We start from the raw sequence: 19,060 nt of genomic DNA on the forward strand, positions 1-19,060 counted from the left end.
CAAACTAGCGACATATAAGCGCTGTGTAACCTGTCAGTTCTGACAGGTTGACATGGCTTTTTTAGAACGATTTCATTCTAGCGCTCTATTTTTTATTGCGAACTGCAAGATAAATGAGTGCGCTCACCCCATAAAAACTATTACCGATTTGCCAAAGCGCCGTGTTGTAAATGGCCAATCCGGAATGACCGCTTGTCGGAACTGTCATAAATGACAGGTGATTTTAACAGACGAGATCGGTATTCAAAGGTTTAAAAATTTTTTGGCGACATCGCCATGTTTAGCTTGATCACGACAAACAGTCAGGAAGTCAGTAATGGATACTAATGACGGCATCGAAAAATATGAGTCAGGCGAAACACAGAAAGAAGCATTTAATACCGACGATATCGAAACCACTGAAAGGCTGGCAGATATTTCTCACATTGTCGCCCCTGAAAAAGAAGACTTCCATTCATTTTCCACATACGTATTGGAACTGACTGTTTCCCATCCCAATCATCTAAATTGGGCGACACTTGAAGTCATGTATTGGTGGAACCCATCTGGCACTGAATTTACTTGCAGAACAACGCGCTACAAGGTTTCCAGAAACGGAAGAAACAAGGGCAATATCATCTTTGGATTTAAGTCGAATGGCCTCTGGACAGACAGAGAGATCACCAATGACGACGCCATTCAAGATGCCAACTGGCACGCTATAACTAGCGGCGGATCTGTAACTGGCAATGTTGCGGATGCCCTTATATATTTTAAATATATATTCGATGTACCCAACGGCGATTTCACGGCACAAGTAGCGCGCCTCGTTCCATACGCCCCCCCTGCACCAACGATTACCAACCCTGGCGTGGTAAGGACAGCTCGACCAACACTACAAGGAACAGGTGTTGCTAACGCCACTATCAAACTGTATCAGAGCGGTGTCAGTACCGTAATTTTCGCGACCGCACCAGTGCTGAGCAATAATACGTGGACGGCACCGCTGACTGAATCTTTGTGGATGGCTGATCCTTTCAACCTGACGGCTTCGCAAACCGTGCACAATTCGACATCTGGCTGGGCGGAAACTGTCAGCTTTGCGGTTCTGTTTAAACCCGAGATCTCCAACGTGACCGTTTCTGCCGATGGGAAACCCACCATTAGCGGAACAGGTGGATTAGCGGGTGCCACACTTGAAATCTGGAAATCAGGGGGCGGCGGCGGCGTTCAACTGATCACCACGGTTAAATCGGGGGGCGACTGGTCGGTTACCGCCACCACACCCTGGGCCGTCAATACGTACATCATTACTGCAAAACAGATTGGGCAGAACACCGGACAACAGTCAGACTGGGCACTTGTTAAAACGTTTGTAGTGAAACCGCCCAAGCCGGTGATTAGTCCACCACCCAATCCGGCCGAACCTGAACAGGTACTGACCATTACCGGCGTTTCTTCCGGCACCGTCACCCTGGAGATGTTCAATGAGGCGGGCACCAAGGTCCCCGGCACCTTCAGCACCTCGGGGGTTTCTCGCACCTTCACGCCGACTGCGCAATGGACGCCAGGCACCAACAAGGTCAAGGTCGTACAAACCGTGAACGGCGTACCGTCCGACTCAAGCGAGCTGTGTACGTTTGCAGCGAAACCGGCGAAGCCCGCGATCACTCCACCACCCAATCCGGCCGACCCTGAACAGGTACTGACCATTACCGGCGTTTCTTCCGGCACCGTCACCCTGGAAATGTTCAATGAGGCGGGCACCAAGGTCCCCGGCACCTTCAGCACCTCGGGGGTTTCTCGCACCTTCACGCCGACTGCGCAATGGACGCCAGGCACCAACAAGGTCAAGGTCGTACAAACCGTGAACGGCGTACCGTCCGATCCAAGCGAGCTGTGTACGTTTGCAGCGAGACCGGCGAAGCCCGCGATCACTCCACCACCCAATCCGGCCGAACCTAAACAGGTACTGACCATTACCGGCGTTTCTTCCGGCACCGTCACCCTGGAAATGTTCAATGAGGCGGGCACCAAGGTCCCCGGCACCTTCAGCACCTCGGGGGTTTCTCGCACCTTCACGCCGACTGCGCAATGGACGCCAGGCACCAACAAGGTCAAGGTCGTACAAACCGTGAACGGCGTACCGTCCGACTCAAGCGAGCTGTGTACGTTTGCAGCGAGACCGGCGAAGCCCGCGATCACTCCACCACCCAATCCGGCCGAACCTGAACAGGTACTGACCATTACCGGCGTTTCTTCCGGCACCGTCACCCTGGAGATGTTCAATGAGGCGGGCACCAAGGTCCCCGGCACCTTCAGCACCTCGGGGGTTTCTCGCACCTTCACGCCGACTGCGCAATGGACGCCAGGCACCAACAAGGTCAAGGTCGTACAAACCGTGAACGGCGTACCGTCCGACTCAAGCGAGCTGTGTACGTTTGCAGCGAAACCGGCGAAGCCCGCGATCACTCCACCACCCAATCCGGCCGAACCTGAACAGGTACTGACCATTACCGGCGTTTCTTCCGGCACCGTCACCCTGGAGATGTTCAATGAGGCGGGCACCAAGGTCCCCGGCACCTTCAGCACCTCGGGGGTTTCTCGCACCTTCACGCCGACTGCGCAATGGACGCCAGGCACCAACAAGGTCAAGGTCGTACAAACCGTGAACGGCGTACCGTCCGATCCAAGCGAGCTGTGTACGTTTGTAGTGGGATCAACGAAGCTGGCGATCACCCCTCCCGCAGAGCCGGCCGATGAGAAACAGATGCTGACCATTACGGGTGTGTCTTCCGGCACCGTCGAGCTGGAGATACTTACCTTTGCAAACAAGGAGGTACCCGGGACATTTAGTACTACCGGGACGACCCGCACCTTCATACCGACCGGGGAATGGCAACCTCTAGCCAACATCGTAAAGGTCCGTCAGACCGTGGCCGGCGTTCCGACTGAAAGCGAAACGTGTGCTTTTATAGTAAAACTGCCCAAGCCGGCGATCACTGAGCCCCCCAGCCCGGCCGAACCCAAACAGGAACTGACCGTTACGCGTATTGCCCCCAACAATGTCGGATACATTATCCTGGAAATGTTCAACGAGGCAGACATCAAGGTAGACGGTTCCTTCAGTCCCTCGGGAACTAGCCGCACGTTCACGCCGACGGCGCAATGGGCGCCGGGTACCAACAAGGTCAAGGTTGTGCAGAGCGTGGACAACTGGAAGTCCGAACCAAGCGATTGGTGTACGTTTACAGCGAAGCCAGCAAAGCCCGCGATCGTTCAACCAACCCATCCGGCCGAACCTGAACAGGTACTGACCATTACCGGCGTTTCTTCCGGCACCGTCAGCCTGGAAATGTTCAACGAGGCGGACGTCAAGGTGACCGGCACCTTCAGCACCTCGGGGGTTTCTCGCACCTTCACGCCGGCCGCTGAATGGACGCCAGGCACCAACAAGGTGAAGGTTGTACAAACCGTGAACGGCGTGCCGTCCGATCCAAGCGAGCTGTGTACGTTTGCTGCGAAACCGGCGAAGCCCGCGATCACTCCCCCGCCCAACCCGGCCGAAGTTAAACAGGTACTGACCATTACCGGCGTTTATTCCGGCGCCACCCTGCAGATGTTCAATGACGCGGACGTCGAGGTTGACGGTACCTTCAATACCAGCGGGACTGGTAGCACCTTCACGCCGACCGAGGAATGGGCGCCGGGCACCAACAAGGTCCGGGTCGTGCAGACCGTGGACGATGTGCCGTCCGATCCAAGCGAAGAATGCGCCTTCACCGTTGAGGAGGCGGAGGATAAGCCTGATGCCCCCCGATTCGCGCTGCCGCTGGCAGGGTCAAAAACCCCGACGCGTCCGCCCATCAGGGTGACCGGCGGCCTGCCCCTTGCACTGATAACTGTGCGGCTCGTGGGGTCAGAGGCGCCGTTGCACTCGGACACTGCCGACGCTCAGGGCGAGCTTGAGTTCGCCGTCACGACGCCCTTGGTGCCTGGATCGAATGCCATCGAGGTCAAACAGAAGAGTGGTAACACCGAATCCGACTGGAGCATGCCTCACTCGTTCACCGTAAAAGAGCCGCCGAAAACACCTGTCATTGATGCGCCGACAGCGGGCAGTTCCACCACTCGCAAACCCACGATCAGAGGCAAAGGCGAAACCCGGGGGACGATACTCCTGCGTCGAGAGGATGATCCAGAGAACCTGATTGCCAGCATCAACGGTGTGACATCCTGGCGCTGGACCGCCAGGGAGTCATGGGACGTCGGTATGCACATCATAGAGGTGCAGCAGACAGACGACGGTGACAGCTCTTCATGGAGCGAGCCACGCACGTTTAAGGTGGTCGACGCCCGATACGGATTCAGCGACGCTGGCCCTGTGCTCGCCCAGCCCGTGGTGAGCAATCACGAGAGCGTGCTCTTGCGAGTTCAGGTCGTGTCCGGCGTAACCGGTGAAGTGGCCGAGGGGGTGGAAGTCGAGTGGGAAATCGTCGACGAACAAGCCGTCAAGGCGATTACCGTTACCGACCCGAATGGTTGGGCTCGCTATCTCTATACGCCAGGCACTGCGGGTGAACATACCGTCAAGGCAGATTTGACCATTGCGAATCTGGGCGTAGCGATTACTGAGCTTTTTGAGGTCACTGCATTAGCGGACAGTGCCTGGGAAAACGAATTCGAACTGTATCTGGCGGGTGAGAAGGTTGATCTCGCCAACGGGGATCTTGCCCTGTTACGCGGTAAACCCTATGCCCTGGAGCTTAAGGTCAACAGCGCCAGTCCGTTGATTGGCTCCAGTGTCACCCTGCAGGACCTGTGGGAAGCCGAGACGCTCGGCCTGAACTTCGCTCCGCCGTTGGGCACGCCGCAGGAGGTGGTAGAGGGGCAGTCCGTGCATTGGACCATTACTTCCGGCACGGGTGAAGGTGGTTATTTCGGTTTGAAATTGATCAGCCCGAAACTACCGGAATGGCAGTTGCCGGGGCGAATGATTGCTGAGGATCTGAGCGAGGAAGTGGACGTCTACTTTGATACCTTTGCCAAGGTATTCGGGGGCGATCCGGCGTATCCCTGCCTGGGTGCAACGCACACCGTCACCGTGCAGCCCAAAGCTCACAGCCTGTTGTTAGGCAAGGAAGTGATTCTGGAAGTGACCGAGGAAGCCGCAAGCCTAGAGGTTGTCGTGAGTCCCGAACCGAGCATCCCCCAAAAACTTGGAGCAAACGGTGCGAGCTGGACGTTCAATTGCGTCGACAGCAGGAAAAGCGGGAACTTTTCAGTGCGGTTGAGGGTGCTGGAGTGGAATCTCAGCTCTTTGGAGTTGCCGATGTCTCTGGGACACAACAAGGTCAAAATAACACAACGCTATGGGCCGGCGGAGTGGGGTCATGGCTATTGGAGGTATGGTGTTCTTGCAGTGTCCACCTTCACGGGGCAAGCTGCTGCGGGTGTTCCAGTGATTATCAAGGTTTCCGGGAACTCCAGCGAAGGTCGTACTCAGGGCGACGGTTGGGTATACGTCAGTTATCCGCTGGATCAGCACGCGTCTTTCGTCATTCACAACCTTTACGACGCAAGCACTGTGTACTCTTGAAACAAATCACGCCCTTTCTCGTCGGAGAAAGGGCGTTTTCTCTCCAACTTCCCGCCTGCTTCCCCTCCTGAAGCCGTGTCACCAAAGACAGGGTGACGGATTCCCTCGTTGTGACTGTTGCACCACTGGAAGGAGTGGACGCATTCAGCAAGGTTACATTGGCATAAAATCCGAACTCGTCATTCACCTCCAGGCTTAGGTAGGATGGCTCTCTGTCTTTTCGAGGTCTTGCGTCATGTTCATCGGCGTCCTGCTGGTCATCACCTGGCTGATCCTGTTGTTGCGCTACCCGGCCAAGGCCTTGCCCGTTTCCGTGGCTGCCGCCATTGGCCTGGGCGTGGTAGCCACCTGGGTGATCTGGATGGACAACCGCGAGGTCAAGCAATTGGAGCGCCTGGAGTTGCGCATCACCTATGCGCCTGAACACTGCCCGGCAGATCGTCCGCTGAAGTTGACCATGAACAATGGCAACGACGTGCCCCTGACCGAGTTGCGCTGGCGTGTTGCGGCATACGCGCCGGGCGATACGGTGAATCTGGCCGACAATCAATACGCCGCTCCCCGTTATCGCGGCCCAGGCGAACTGCAGGCTGGCGCGAATTGGGATGACTGTTTGCCACTGCCGCCGTTGCGTCCCGGTTATCGTCCGCAAACCCTGGAGTTTCGCGCCGAGCGATTGCAGGGTAGTTTCTCTGACTGACCGCGTTATCGTTCATCGCGAGGTCGGATCGCCGCACCGCTCGCGCCTGCACATCACACCTTTCTATTGCACAAGGACCGCGCCATGCCAATTGCGTTGATTACCGGTTGTTCCAGCGGCATTGGCCGCGCCCTGGCCGATACGTTTAAAGCAGCCGGTTACGAAGTCTGGGCCAGCGCCCGCAAGGCTGAAGATGTGGCGCTCCTGGCCGCCGCCGGGTTCACCGCCGTGCAACTGGACGTCAATGATGGCGCGGCACTTGAGTTGTTGAGCGCTCGGATCAATCAGGAACACGGCGGTCTCGATGTGTTGATCAACAATGCCGGTTATGGCGCCATGGGGCCGTTGCTCGACGGCGGTGTGCCGGCGATGCAGCGCCAGTTCGAAACCAATGTGTTCGCCATCGTTGGCGTGACCCGCGCGATGTTTGCGGTGCTGCGTCGCGCGAAAGGACTAGTCGTGAACATTGGCAGCGTGTCCGGGGTTCTGGTGACGCCATTCGCCGGGGCTTACTGTGCGTCGAAAGCCGCCGTGCATGCCTTGAGCGATGCCCTGCGCATGGAACTGGCGCCGTTCGGTATTCGCGTGATGGAGGTTCAGCCGGGGGCCATCGAGTCCAGCTTCGCCAAAAATGCCGGTCACGAGGCCGAGCAGTTGATCATCGAGCAGTCACCGTGGTGGCCACTGCGTGAAGGCATCCGGGCGCGGGCCAAGGCGTCTCAGGACAAACCGACGCCGGCCGGTGAATTTGCCGCCGGTTTGCTCAAGGCTGTGCAGCAAAGCAAACCGCCACGGTTGATTCGCCTGGGTAATGGCAGCCGGGCGTTGCCTTTGTTGGCGGGGTTGTTACCCAAGGGGTTGCTGGAGGCGGGGTTGATGAAGCGGTTCGGATTGCGTGGGCAGCTCTGAGACCGAGTTATCGTTCTTCGCGAGCAAGTCGAATCGTCGCACCGCCACTCCCACATTGATCGCTGGTGAACACTTGATTTGTGTACGGCACAAATCAAGTGTGGGAGTGGCGGTGCGACGATTCGACTTGCTCGCGAAGGCGCCAGTATATTCACCACAAAACCTCAGCCCCACCCCTTCATGAAATCAATAAACGCCCGCACCTTCAGCGGCAAATGCCGGGTGTCCGGATACAGCGCATACACCCCTTGCCGGGCGAATGAATGATCCGCCAGCAAGCGCACTAACCGCCCCGCCAGAAGATCCTCTTGAACCAGCCACTCAGGCAGGATCGCCACGCCTTGCCCGGACAACGCGAACGCCCGCAACGTGACCGAGTTGTCCGCGACAATCGCCGTGCTCCCCGGCTCCGGTTGGTACAGATGCTCCGCTCCCTCGGGGTCTGTCACCGTCAATTCCGCCACTCGTCCATGCCCCAAGGTCGGCCATTGCTCCAACGCCGTCAACGTCGACGGGCGTTCAAAGCGGTCGATCAGGGCAGGCGCCGCCACCGCAAAAATTTCGAAGGTCGACAGCTGCACCGCGCGCAAGTTGGAGTCGAGCATGCGCCCCAGCCTGATCGCCAGGTCAAAGCGTTCGGAAATCAGATCGGCATGGGTCGAGGACGTCGACAGGTGAACGTTGAGCTGTGGATGTTGCTCACGAAAGACCGTCAGCGCGGGCACCACCTGCGCCAGCGCAAACTCGACCGTGGTGGTGATGCGCAACGTGCCGCGCAGTTGCGTGTGCTCGGAACGAGCCTCCTCGACGGCCATTCGGGCTTCGTCCAGGGTTCGCACACAATGCAGGTAGAAACGCTCGCCGGCATCCGTCAGCGCAAGTTTGCGTGTGCTGCGGGTGAGCAGCGTGACACCGAGTTCGGCTTCCAGACGTTTGAGATTGAAGCTCACGACCGCGCGCGTCTGCCCCAGCAGATCGGCCGCAGCCGTCAGCGACCCGGCCTCGACCACAGCCTTGAAGGTGTCAAATCGGTCCAGGCTGACCATGGGTGTGCGCACTCCTTGTCAAAATAATTTTGACAAGCTAGCAGCCAAACCAGCGTTTCCATAGCACTTGCGGCGCCCTACCCTGCACGCTTCAACACAGGGAAGTCGCCATGACCTATCGCTCGAAAGTCGCGCTGGTGTATCTGCTGGGGTTTGCCCTCGATCTGCTGAACATGTTTGTCGCCAGCATTGCCTACCCCGACATCGCACAAGAATTGCACGCCTCGGTGACCGAACTGGCGTGGATCAGCAACGCCTACATGCTGGGCCTGACGCTGATCATTCCGTTGAGTGTATGGCTGGCGACGAGGGTCGGGGAGCGACGCTTGATCCTCGCCTCACTGCTATTGTTCGGTCTCGCTTCGCTGCTGGTCGCGGCGGCCGGCTCGATTGAAACGCTGATCGGCTGGCGACTGGTACAAGGTCTTGGCGGCGGGTTGTTGATTCCCGTCGGTCAGGCGTTGGCCTTTCGTCACTGCCCGGCGCACCTGCGCAGCCGCTTGACCCTGTGGGTCCTGTCCGTTGCCTTGCTGGTGCCCGCGCTGTCACCGGCACTCGGTGGGTGGATTGTCCAGGCACTGTCCTGGCGCTGGGTCTTTTACCTGAACCTGCCGTTGACGTTGCTGGCTTTGGTGTTGGGAGCGGTGTGGTTGAAGGTCGATCCCGCTGCCCCCCATCGCCCGACCCTGGACGTTCGTGGCCTGCTGCTCGCCGCCTCAAGCCTGGGTTTGTTATTGATTGCCTTGAGCCTGTTGAGCGAACCCCGGAGTCGTCATTTCGGACTGATCGGCCTGGGGTTGAGCGCCATTGCGTTGTGGCTGTACCTGCGCGATGGCTGGCACAAGCCCGACGCACTTCTCGATTTGCAACTGCTGCACAGCCCCTCGTTGCGGCTGGCCATGTGCGTGTACTTGTTGGTCCCTGGCGTGTTCATCGGCACCAGCCTGATCGCGGTGCTGTACCTGCACCAGCTCGGTTTTGGCACCCCGCGAATCGGCGCGTTGATGTTGCCTTGGGCGTTGGGTTCGGCCGTTGCGATTGTCATCGGTAAACAGGGCTTCAATCGCTGGGGACCCAAGCCTTTGCTGGTGGCCGGCATGCTGCTACAGAGCGTTGGTATCGGCTTGCTGATGCTGATCGATCAGCCGCAAGAGTGGCTGCCGATCATTGCGTACGCCTTGATGGGATTGGGTGGCAGCTTATGCAGCAGCAGTGCGCAAACCCTGGCATTTATCGATATCGGTGCTGAACGCATGAACCACGCCAGCGCATTGTGGAACATCAATCGCCAGCTGAGTTTTTGCCTTGGCGCGGCGGTGTTGAGTTCGATGCTGGACGCCCTCGGTCCTCAATCGTCAGAGGCATTCAAGCAGTGTTTTCTTATCGCCTCAGCTCTGACCTTGCTTCCGATTTTCGCCGTCTTGCGCTTCGATGCAACGCGAGTGCAGGCCCTTGTTCGTCTCTCTCCCCTACAGGAAAAAACCTCATGAATGATTACCGTGACTACTTTGATGAAGTGGTTGAAGCCCACCGAGAGATCGAACAGTGGTTTGCCAGCCCTCAGGAAAATGCCGCACTGAAAGACTTGCTGATGCGTTTTTCGCCGCAGTTTTCAATGATCTCGCCGCTGGGTCGGGTACTGGATTTTGATGCGTTGAGCGCGTTGTTCCGGCTGGCCGGCGGGACGAAGCGCGGGTTCAGGATCGAGCTCAGTGAGTTGAGCGGGATTGATCTGCATGAGCGTGGGGCGACAGTGAGTTATCGCGAGCGGCAGATGGATGCGACCGGGGCGCAGACGGATCGGCGGTCGACGGTTGTGTTTGAGAAGCAGGCTAGCGGGGCGCTGCTATGGCGCCATTTGCAGGAGACCTTTTGCGAGGCGTGATCCTTTGTCTTCTGCCTGATGGACCGAGTCGCTCCATTCGCGAGCGAGCTCGCTCCCACATTGGGTCTGCAGTGCACACAAAATCAGTGTTCGATGCAGATCCAATGTGGGAGCGAGCTTGCTCGCGAATGCAGGCGACTCGGTCTTACTGTGGCGTGACCACCACCGTGCAAGTAATCCCCGCCGCCAGCAGCACCCCTTCCGGCACTTCATCGATGTGAATCCGCACCGGCACTCGCTGCGCCAGGCGCACCCAATTAAAAGTCGGGTTCACATCCGCGATCAGTTCGCGGCTCTCAGGGTTATCACGGTCATAGATACCACGAGAAATGCTTTCCACATGCCCCTTGAGCACTTCCCCGCTCATCAATTGCATGTCGGCCTTATCACCGACCCGTACATGGGGCAATTTGGTTTCCTCGAAGAAGCCATAAACCCAGAACGAGTTCATATCCACCACGGCCATTTTCGCTTCGCCGATGCGCGCGTAGTCGCCGCGATGCACGTTAAGATTGGTCACGTAGCCGTCCACCGCTGCCCGCACTTCGGTGCGTTTGAGGTTCAGTTCGGCCGCTTCCAGTTGCGCCTGTGCGTGCTGATAATCGGCCAAAGCCGAGTCAGCGATGTTGCTGGCGTCGTCGCGGTTTTCCCGGGAGATCACCAGGTTGTCCATGTCGGCGCGGCGATGGGCGTTGACCTTGCGCATTTCCCATGTCGACTTGCGCGAGGCGACCAACGACTGCGCCTGTTTGACTGCAATGCGGTAGTGCTCGGGGTCGATGCGCATCAGCAGATCACCCTTTTTTACCAGCTGGTTGTCGCGTACCGGCACGTCTACCACTTCCCCGGTGACGTCGGCGGCGACGTTGATGATATCAGCGCGCACCCGACCGTCGCGGGTCCACGGCGTGTTCATGTAATGCACCCACAGGGTCCGCCCGATCCATAGCGCGAGGGCCAGTACCAGCAGGGTGGCGAGCAGGCTGAAAAGCTTTTTCATCAGGGCCTTCTTCAGAGATAGAGAGTCAGTGATAGAGAGTCAACGGTAGACAGTCAGCGCCAGGGCGCCGAACAGACAGGTAAACAGACTCAGGCGCAGCAGCGCCGGGTGCCAGAAGAAGCGGTACAGGTCGAACCCGGACAGAAATCGGTCCAGTGCCCAGGCCAGCACCGCAGCGATGAAAAACATCAGCGTCATGGTCGGCATGTACACGCCGTGGAAGGCGATTTCACGAGGCATGTTCAAGTCCTTGAGGCGGGGTGTTCAGGTACGCGGTGAGCGGTGATTGCGGATCGAGCAACGAGGTGCGGATGAAGTGCAGGTAGCTCTTCACCCGGCGCAATGCCGAGGTGTCGAAGTGCGGGGCGAAGGGTTCGTCGGTGGCTTGCACCCGGCTGATCGCATGGTCGACCGCGACCAGCCCGCGCTGCAGATTGCTCTGGCTCGGCTGCAGAAACAGCCGCACCAGCGAGCGGCCCATCACCCGGATCGCCTGGCGCCACGGCTGCGATTCGGCGTAGGCCGGATGCACCGGCAGAATCGCCTGTTCTTTGCGTAACTCGATGATCGCGTGGCCGACTTCCAGCACCACGAACATCCAGCGCAGCAGGTCCCGTTGCACCTGCGGCTGGCCCGCGGCGAGGCCGTAGGCCTGGTGCAGCAAATCCCGCGTACGGCTTTCGAAACTCGACGCGAGCCCTTTGAGCTTGCCGCTGATGGCGTAGACAACCTGACCACGTAAGTCCTGCTCCAGCCGACGCCACAACCAGCGGCTGTTGGGCGGCAGGATGATCGCTCCGGCTGCGGCGCAGACCAGCATGCCGAGCACCATGGCGATGTAGTCGTTGATGAAGGCGTAGGGGTTGTAGACGGTGAGGTTGTCCGGCACCGAACCGGTGCTGAAGAAGATCAACAAACCCAGACCGACACCGGCGTATTGCGGCCGCGACGTCAGGAACGAACCCAACACAATCACGGGCGCCAGCATCACGCACAGCAAGGGAAAACCGTCGATCCACGGGAAGATGAAAAACATCTCGACGAAGCCGATCAGCGCACCAAGAAAGGTGCCGCAAGCCATCTGAAACGCCATGCGTTTCGGGTTCGGTGTCGCGGCGGACAGCCCCACGGTGGCGGCGGCGATCAGGGTCATGGTCGCCCCGCTCGGCCACGCCGTGGCGACCCAATAGCTGCCAAGCACCAGCAGAATGAACGCGGCGCGAATCCCCGAGGCGGCTGATGCCAGCCAGTTGGTTTGCGGGGTGAATGGTTCGTCCCAGCGTTCCCGCTCGTGGCTGTGATCGGCCAGGGAGGCATGGGTCTGTGCATAACTGTGCAAGTCGTCGACGAAGCGGTAGAGCAATTCGTAAGCGGTGTGAAAATCCAGCTGTTCGGCATCGCTTGGATCGCTCTCTTGAAACGTCGCCCGCAGGTTGCGGACTTTCGCCGGCAAGTCCGCCTTGTAGGTGGTCAATGCAGTCGTCAGCCTGGCGGCGTCGGGACTGGTCAGGGCGCGACCGCTGAAGCCGTCGAGCAATTCGGCGAGGTCCTGCAGACCCGGTTTGATCGCCGCAACAACGTGATCGGTGCCATTGCTGCGCAAGCGTTCGAGCAGCTGGTGCAAGGCGTTGAACCGCGTGGTGATGCCCATGAACTCGCTGTTCAAGCGACTGAGCCGACCGTTGCGCCGGCGCATGTGCGGGTCTTCGAACACCGTGACACTGCGCAAGCCTTCCAGCCCCACTGCTTCAGCGATAAAGCGCACGTTGCTCGCTTCGAACGCGTCGCGTTTGCTACGGCCGCGCAAGCCATCGGTGACAAACAACGCGAACACGCCAAAGCGCTGATACAGGGCGTTGCGCATCGCCGCGCTGGCGGTTTGCGGCAGGATCGCGGCGCTGACCACGGTGGCGCAAAGAATCCCCAAAGAGATTTCCAGCACCCGCCACACAGCGGCCATGAATGCGCCATCCGGGTGTGCCAGTGCAGGCAAGCCCACCATCGCGGCGGTGTACCCGGCGAGCACAAAACCATAGGCGCGGAAGTTGCGATAACGCGCCGCGCCGGCCGAGCAAATGCCCACCCAGATCGCCAGCGAACCGAGGAACAGTTCGGTGTTCTGCGCGAACAAGGCAATCAGCGCAACCATCACCGCCGACCCGGCCAGGGTGCCGAGGAAGCGATAGAAGCTCTTGGCGAACACCTGGCCGCTTTGCGGCTGCATGACGATGAACACGGTGATCATCGCCGTGCGCGGTTGCGGCAATTCCAGGCGCATCGCCAGCCACAAGGTCAGGAACGCGGCGAACAGCACTTTGAAAATGTAGACCCAGGTCACGCCGTCGCTGCGTGCCCAGTCGAAAAAACCCCGGCGCCATTCCAGGGAATACAGCCAGCGCAAGGGTGCGGGCAAGGGAGTCATGAAATCCTGCTTAGTGGACGAGGGTTATGCGGCAAAACCGATCCCCTGTGGGAGCGAGCTTGCTCGCGATTGCGGTGTGTCAGTCAATGCTGATGTCGCCTGACACACCGCTATCGCGAGCAAGCTCGCTCCCACAGGTCTTGTGTTCAATTCGAGAGGCTCTTGAGCAGGGCCGGGGTTTTCGGTGCCTGGGTCTGGCTGTCTGTCGGCACATCGTTGCCCGCGCCGAGTCCACCGCCGAGCGCCGTCACCAGCTCGGCATGAGCACTGAGCCGCGCCGCCTGCACCTGTTGCTGCACTTGCTGCTGCTTGAACAACAACGTCTGGGCGTTGAGCACGTTGAGGTAGTCGGTGAGCCCGCGCTGGTAGGCGATCATTGCGATGTCGTAGGTCTTCTGCGCGGTGGCGACGGACTCGGCGGCGAAGTTTTGCTGCTTGTCCATGGACTCTCGGCGAACCAACTGGTCGGAGATGTTCTTCAGCGCGTTGACCAGCGTCTGGTTGTACCTGGCCACGGCAATGTCATAACCGGCCGAGGCCTCACCCAGCTCCGAACGTAAGCGACCGCCGTCGAAGATCGGCAACGAGATGGCAGGGCCGACGCTGTAGTTGAGCTTCTTGCCGGTCAAAAACTCCAGCGCACCGCCGCCGGTGGCCATGTAGCCGAGGCTGCCGACCAGATCGACATTGGGATAGAAGCCCGCGTGAGCGACATCGATACCCCGCGCCTGCGCCGCCACTTGCCAGCGACTGACGACCACGTCCGGGCGCTGGCCGAGCAATTGCGCCGGCAGCGACGAAGGCAATTTCAGCGCCGCCCCCAGCGACAATGTCGGCCGCTGTAACTGCGTGCCCTCACCCGGCCCCTTGCCGGCCAGGGCCGCGAGCTGGTTGCGGCTCAGGGCGACTTCCTCGTCCAACGCATCGATCTGGCGATGGGTTTCCGGCAATGGCGTCTCGGCCTGGCTGACTTCGAAATGCGTGCCGATGCCGCCGTTAAGGCGTTTTTGCGCGAGATCGAGAATTTGCTGCTGTTGTTTCAGCGTCGCGGCGACGATGTCCCGTTGCGCGTAATGCAACGAGAGTTCGATGTAGGCGCGCACAATATTGTTCTGCAGTTCGAGCTGGGCCAGGCGCGCTTCGGCGGCACTCATGTGAGCCAGGTCCACGGCGCGCTCAGTGGCATTGCTTTCGCGCCCCCAGAGATCGAGTGCGTAGCTGAAGCCCAGCGCCGCATTGTTGTCCCAGGTGGTGGTGTTGGCCAGATCGCCGGGGCCGTAGAACTGATCGGTGGGCCAGTTGTGGCGCTTGAGCGTGGACTCGCCCTTGATCAGCAGTGACTCGGCGGATTGCGCGATGCCCGCCAGGGATTTGGCCTGACGCACCCGGGCGGCGGCCATGGCCATGGTCGGGCTGCCTTGTACGGCGAGCTCGATCCAGCGGTTCAGTTGCGGGTCGCCATATGCCTGCCACCATCGCGCGGTGGGCCAGTGAGCGTCCTGCGCAGCGCTCTGGATGGCTTTGTCGGTGGCCAGTGAGTTGGCCTGCAGTGCCTTGCCCTGTGGGGCAATACCTGCAGTTCCGATACAGCCGCTGATTGCCAGGGTTAAAACCAAAACACTGAGCGTCTTTAGCGCTCTGTTGATGCGACGCGGCACTGCTGAAAATTCCTGAGGTGGAGAAATGTCCCCGGTAGGGCTGTAGGAGCCGGCTTGCTGGCGATGGCATCACCGCGGTGTATCTGAAAGACCGCGGTGATGCCATCGCCAGCAAGCCGGCTCCTACAGGGACGCAATTCTAGGGGGCGGCTGGAAGGGCGATAAGCTGGGATTCCTGTGAATCTTTGTTACCGTTAACGCGATAATCCCTTGGCCCCTCTTTAGTCGCCTGTAGAAAACCAGCAACTTCGTGTCACAATTTGCCATTCGCCCAGAGAGCACCCCATGGACACTTTGCAAAACATGCGCGCCTTCAGTTACGTGGCCGAGGCCGGCAGCTTCACCGCCGCCGCCGTGCAACTCGACACCACCACGGCCAACGTCTCGCGCGCGGTCTCCAATCTGGAAGCCCACCTGCAAACCCGCCTGCTCAACCGCACCACCCGCCGCATCGCCCTGACCGAGGCCGGCAAACGCTACCTGTTGCGCTGCGAGCAGATCCTGGCCTATGTCGAAGAAGCCGAAGCCGAAGCCAGCGACGCCCACGCGCGCCCGGCCGGGCAACTCAAGGTGCACACCATGACCGGTATCGGCCAGCACTTCGTGATCGACGCCATCGCCCGCTACCGCAAGACCCACCCCGACGTCACCTTCGACCTGACCCTGGCCAACCGCGTGCCGGACCTGCTGGACGAGGGCTACGACGTGTCCATCGTCCTCGCCAGTGAACTGCCGGACTCGGGCTTCGTCTCCCAACGCCTGGGCATCACCTACAGCATCGTTTGCGCCTCGCCGGCCTATGTAAAAGCCAACGGCTGCGCCCATAAACCCAGCGACCTGCTCAATCACGCCTGTCTGCGCCTGGTCAGCCCGGTGATCCCCCTGGAAAAATGGACCTTCGACGGCCCGGAAGGCCAGGAAATGGTCACCATCAACAGCTCACCGTTTCTGGTGAATTCCGCCGACGCGATGACAACTGCGATCATCAGCGGCATGGGGGTTGGCGTGTTGCCGGTGTATGCGGCCATCGAAGCGCTGCGCAATGGCACGCTGGTACGGGTGATGCCGAACTACCGCTCCCAGGAATTGAATCTGTACGCGATCTACCCGTCGCGGCAGTATCTGGACGCGAAGATCAAGACCTGGGTCGAGTACTTGCGCGGGTCGTTGCCGGAGATATTGGCGGCGCATCAGGCGGAATTGGTGGCGTATGAGTTGAGCGGGAGTCTGGGTGGAGTGCGTTTGGCGAATTGATCCCTTGTGGGAGCGGCTTGCTCGCGAAGGCGGTGTGTCAGTCAATATTTGAGCTGAATGACACACCGCCTTCGCTGCGGTGCGGCGATCCGACAAGCCAGCTCCTACAAAGGGTGTGGTGTCCTAGGATGTTTCCGACACGTTCTGTCGGTTGTCGTGTGGGAAGCGAAATAGGTAGGCTTTTGCGGTCGCTGAAGAATCAGCGACCGGGCCTGGAAAACCCGAATATAGGATCACTGCACATGACATAATGCGGCGCTTTTTCAGCGCTGCAAGTTGAGTTATGGCGGCTGTACGTGGGAGACCTTCGGGTCTGCCGGGTTCTATCCTTCTCGGTTTTTCCAGTCTGCGTACAGCTGCCACCCTTTGTCTGGAAAACGAAAAGTGGCAGCTCCTAGTCTCTAAGGATATTTGCAATGAAAAAGCCGTCGCCTAATCCGCCAGATGAAATCACCTACCCCCAAGACTCATTCACCCTGAAAGCCTCCATCCCGCCACACACCCCCAGCCATCTATTCGTCGTCGCCCCCAACATCAAAACCGAAACCCTATTGGTCCACGCCAGCGAATCCCTCGCCTCGGCCAGTGTCATGGCCAGTGACCTCGCCGGATTTCTGGACGGCCCCCACCGCAACACCCTGTTGGGCATCCAGCAGGTCATCATGCTGAGCGAACTGGCGGTGAATCGGGCGCTGGATAACGTCGACCCACAGGATTGAGAACTTGCGATGCCCCCCCTGTAGGAGCTGCCGCAGGCTGCGATCTTTTGATCTTGACTGTAAAAAACGAAGATCAAAAGATCGCAGCCTGCGGCAGCGCCTACAAGGGCTCGCACAACGTCCGGGAAGAATGTTAGCGTGCTTGGCATTCACCCAAGCCCGACGAGCCCTTCCCCCATGAAAAAGACCGTCCTCGCCTTCAGCCGCGTCACCCCCGAGATGATCGAACGCCTCAAGCAAGACTTCGACGTCATCGTGCCCAACCCGAAAAACGGCGACATCAACGCCCAGTTCAACGAAGCCCTGCCCCACGCCCACGGCCTGATCGGTGTCGGTCGCAAACTCGGTCGCGCACAGCTGGAAAACGCCTCCAGACTGGAAGTCGTCTCCAGCGTCTCGGTCGGCTACGACAACTACGACGTCGCCTACTTCAATGAGCGCGGGATCATGCTCACCAACACCCCCGACGTCCTCACCGAAAGCACCGCCGACCTGGCGTTCACCTTGCTCATGAGCAGTGCCCGCCGCGTTGCGGAACTGGACGCCTGGACCAAGGCCGGCCAATGGCAAGCCACCGTCGGCGCGCCGTTGTTCGGCTGCGATGTACACGGCAAGACCCTGGGCATCGTCGGCATGGGCAACATTGGCGCCGCCATTGCCCGTCGCGGGCGCCTGGGCTTCAACATGCCGATCATCTACAGCGGCAACAGCCGCAAGACCGAACTGGAACACGAACTTGGCGCACAGTTGCGCAGCCTGGACCAATTGCTGGCCGAAGCCGACTTCGTCTGCCTGGTAGTGCCGCTCAGCGAAAAGACCAGGCACCTGATCAGCCACCGCGAACTGGCGCTGATGAAACCGAGCGCCATTCTGGTGAACATCGCGCGCGGTCCGGTCGTCGACGAGCCGGCTTTGATCGAAGCCCTGCAGAACAACCGTATTCGCGGCGCCGGTCTGGATGTCTATGAGAAAGAACCGCTGACCGAATCGCCGCTGTTCCAGTTGAAAAACGCTGTCACGTTGCCGCACATCGGCTCTGCGACCCATGAAACCCGCGAAGCGATGGCCAATCGGGCCTTGAGCAATCTGCGCAGCGCCTTGCTGGGTGAGCGACCGAAGGACCTGGTCAATCCACAGGTCTGGCAGGGCTGAGTGACCCACGGCACGTCCGGGTGGACGTGCCGTTTTCCATAACGGCCCCATCAATAGCCGGCGACTGACAACACCCTCTCCTTTCTCGATTTTTGCGCTACTTAGGCTGATTCACTACAAAAAGACATAACTTGCAATTCAGTTGCTCGTCGGACTTATTCACAACCGTTATAAACTTGAAAAAAACTGGAAGCAGTACCAAACGGATTTGGGAGAACACCTGGATGAATCAATTGACCACCGTCTGCGCAATCAGGCGGAGCAAAGTAGTGATTGTCTTGATGGCGGCACTCTTCGGCATAGCCACCCTGATCAATAACTTTACCGATTACACGGCATACACCGAGTATATCGGGCGAATCATCAGTATGAGCCATACCGAAGGTAACGATTCCCGACGCTACAGGGCGGTCACCTCGACCCTGTTCCACCACCGGTTTTACTGGGCGATCATCACACTCGAGATCATCTACACGTTCAGTTGCCTGTACGGGGCTTATCAGCTTTTTCGGAATCTCAATAAATCGCGCAACGATTTTCACGAGGCCAAGAAATTCGCCATAGTAGGTTTGACCACCGCTATTTTTGTTTACTACGTCCTGTACGTCATCGTACTTAATGAATGGTTCGACATGGAGTATTCCGCTCAGGGCAATGCCTTTTACTGGGCACGAAGTAACATTGAATACATGTTCTTCGCGCTGGTATACCTGGTACTGGCGTACGATAAATGAACC

General features: G+C 59.0%; 14 protein-coding genes. 9 read left to right on the forward strand and 5 right to left on the reverse strand.

Annotated features, from left to right (window positions below; translation table 11 throughout):
• The first annotated feature begins 316 nt into the window (after nucleotides 1-316).
• The 3 genes from ACA067_RS27525 (at nucleotide 317) to ACA067_RS27535 (ending at nucleotide 7,187) form a co-directional block, all read left to right on the forward strand.
• Nucleotides 317-5,578 carry an Ig-like domain-containing protein gene (locus ACA067_RS27525; protein ID WP_497459367.1) on the forward strand — a complete coding sequence of 1,754 codons (5,262 nt, stop codon included), beginning with the start codon at nucleotides 317-319 and terminating at the stop codon, nucleotides 5,576-5,578.
• A 235-nt stretch (nucleotides 5,579-5,813) separates the two neighbouring features.
• The gene (locus ACA067_RS27530; RefSeq protein WP_497459368.1) at nucleotides 5,814-6,278 is read left to right on the forward strand and encodes a multidrug transporter; all 465 of its coding nucleotides are present in this window, start codon (nucleotides 5,814-5,816) and stop codon (nucleotides 6,276-6,278) included.
• Between the two features lie 84 nt (nucleotides 6,279-6,362).
• Entirely contained in the window at nucleotides 6,363-7,187 is an 825-nt protein-coding gene (locus ACA067_RS27535) for an SDR family oxidoreductase (RefSeq protein ID WP_497459369.1), read from the forward strand.
• Nucleotides 7,188-7,351: 164 nt separating this feature from the next.
• Here the strand turns inward: ACA067_RS27535 and ACA067_RS27540 are convergent, their stop codons facing one another.
• Entirely contained in the window at nucleotides 7,352-8,233 is an 882-nt protein-coding gene (locus tag ACA067_RS27540) for a LysR family transcriptional regulator (RefSeq protein ID WP_497459370.1), read from the reverse strand.
• Between the two features lie 110 nt (nucleotides 8,234-8,343).
• Here ACA067_RS27540 and ACA067_RS27545 point away from each other — a divergent pair, with 110 nt between their 5' ends.
• Together ACA067_RS27545 and ACA067_RS27550 are read left to right on the forward strand one after the other, a co-directional pair.
• Nucleotides 8,344-9,723, forward strand: coding sequence for an MFS transporter (locus ACA067_RS27545; protein ID WP_497459371.1), 1,380 nt, complete (start codon nucleotides 8,344-8,346; stop codon nucleotides 9,721-9,723).
• Nucleotides 9,720-10,118, forward strand: coding sequence for a DUF4440 domain-containing protein (locus tag ACA067_RS27550; protein ID WP_497459372.1), 399 nt, complete (start codon nucleotides 9,720-9,722; stop codon nucleotides 10,116-10,118). The genes ACA067_RS27545 and ACA067_RS27550 overlap by 4 nt, the downstream gene beginning before the upstream one ends.
• 145 nt (nucleotides 10,119-10,263) lie before the next feature.
• On the opposite strand, the gene ACA067_RS27555 is transcribed toward ACA067_RS27550, so the two are convergent.
• From ACA067_RS27555 to ACA067_RS27570, 4 genes are all read right to left on the reverse strand, one after another.
• A complete protein-coding gene (locus ACA067_RS27555) occupies nucleotides 10,264-11,118 on the reverse strand; it encodes an efflux RND transporter periplasmic adaptor subunit (RefSeq protein ID WP_497459373.1) in 855 nt (284 codons plus the stop codon).
• 39 nt (nucleotides 11,119-11,157) lie between these two features.
• Nucleotides 11,158-11,358 (reverse strand): DUF1656 domain-containing protein, encoded by a 201-nt coding sequence (locus ACA067_RS27560; protein ID WP_192420812.1) that lies wholly within the window; start codon nucleotides 11,356-11,358, stop codon nucleotides 11,158-11,160.
• Nucleotides 11,348-13,540: an FUSC family protein gene (locus tag ACA067_RS27565; RefSeq protein WP_497459374.1), complete on the reverse strand. Its 2,193-nt coding sequence runs from the start codon at nucleotides 13,538-13,540 to the stop codon at nucleotides 11,348-11,350. The genes ACA067_RS27560 and ACA067_RS27565 overlap by 11 nt, the downstream gene beginning before the upstream one ends.
• Before the next feature lie 146 nt (nucleotides 13,541-13,686).
• The gene (locus tag ACA067_RS27570) at nucleotides 13,687-15,198 is read right to left on the reverse strand and encodes an efflux transporter outer membrane subunit (RefSeq protein WP_497459375.1); all 1,512 of its coding nucleotides are present in this window, start codon (nucleotides 15,196-15,198) and stop codon (nucleotides 13,687-13,689) included.
• Between the two features lie 285 nt (nucleotides 15,199-15,483).
• On the opposite strand from ACA067_RS27570, the gene ACA067_RS27575 reads away from it, so the two are divergent.
• From ACA067_RS27575 to ACA067_RS27590, 4 genes are all read left to right on the forward strand, one after another.
• The gene (locus ACA067_RS27575; protein ID WP_497459376.1) at nucleotides 15,484-16,452 is read left to right on the forward strand and encodes a LysR family transcriptional regulator; all 969 of its coding nucleotides are present in this window, start codon (nucleotides 15,484-15,486) and stop codon (nucleotides 16,450-16,452) included.
• Between the two features lie 416 nt (nucleotides 16,453-16,868).
• Nucleotides 16,869-17,171 (forward strand): DUF6124 family protein, encoded by a 303-nt coding sequence (locus tag ACA067_RS27580; RefSeq protein WP_497459377.1) that lies wholly within the window; start codon nucleotides 16,869-16,871, stop codon nucleotides 17,169-17,171.
• Nucleotides 17,172-17,348: 177 nt separating this feature from the next.
• Nucleotides 17,349-18,323 (forward strand): 2-hydroxyacid dehydrogenase, encoded by a 975-nt coding sequence (locus ACA067_RS27585; RefSeq protein ID WP_497459378.1) that lies wholly within the window; start codon nucleotides 17,349-17,351, stop codon nucleotides 18,321-18,323.
• Nucleotides 18,324-18,547: 224 nt separating this feature from the next.
• Complete coding sequence (locus ACA067_RS27590; protein ID WP_497459379.1) at nucleotides 18,548-19,057, forward strand: DUF2165 family protein; 510 nt, start codon at nucleotides 18,548-18,550, stop codon at nucleotides 19,055-19,057.
• Nucleotides 19,058-19,060: the final 3 nt, after the last annotated feature.

The organism is Pseudomonas sp. LBUM1674 (genome assembly GCF_059695635.1).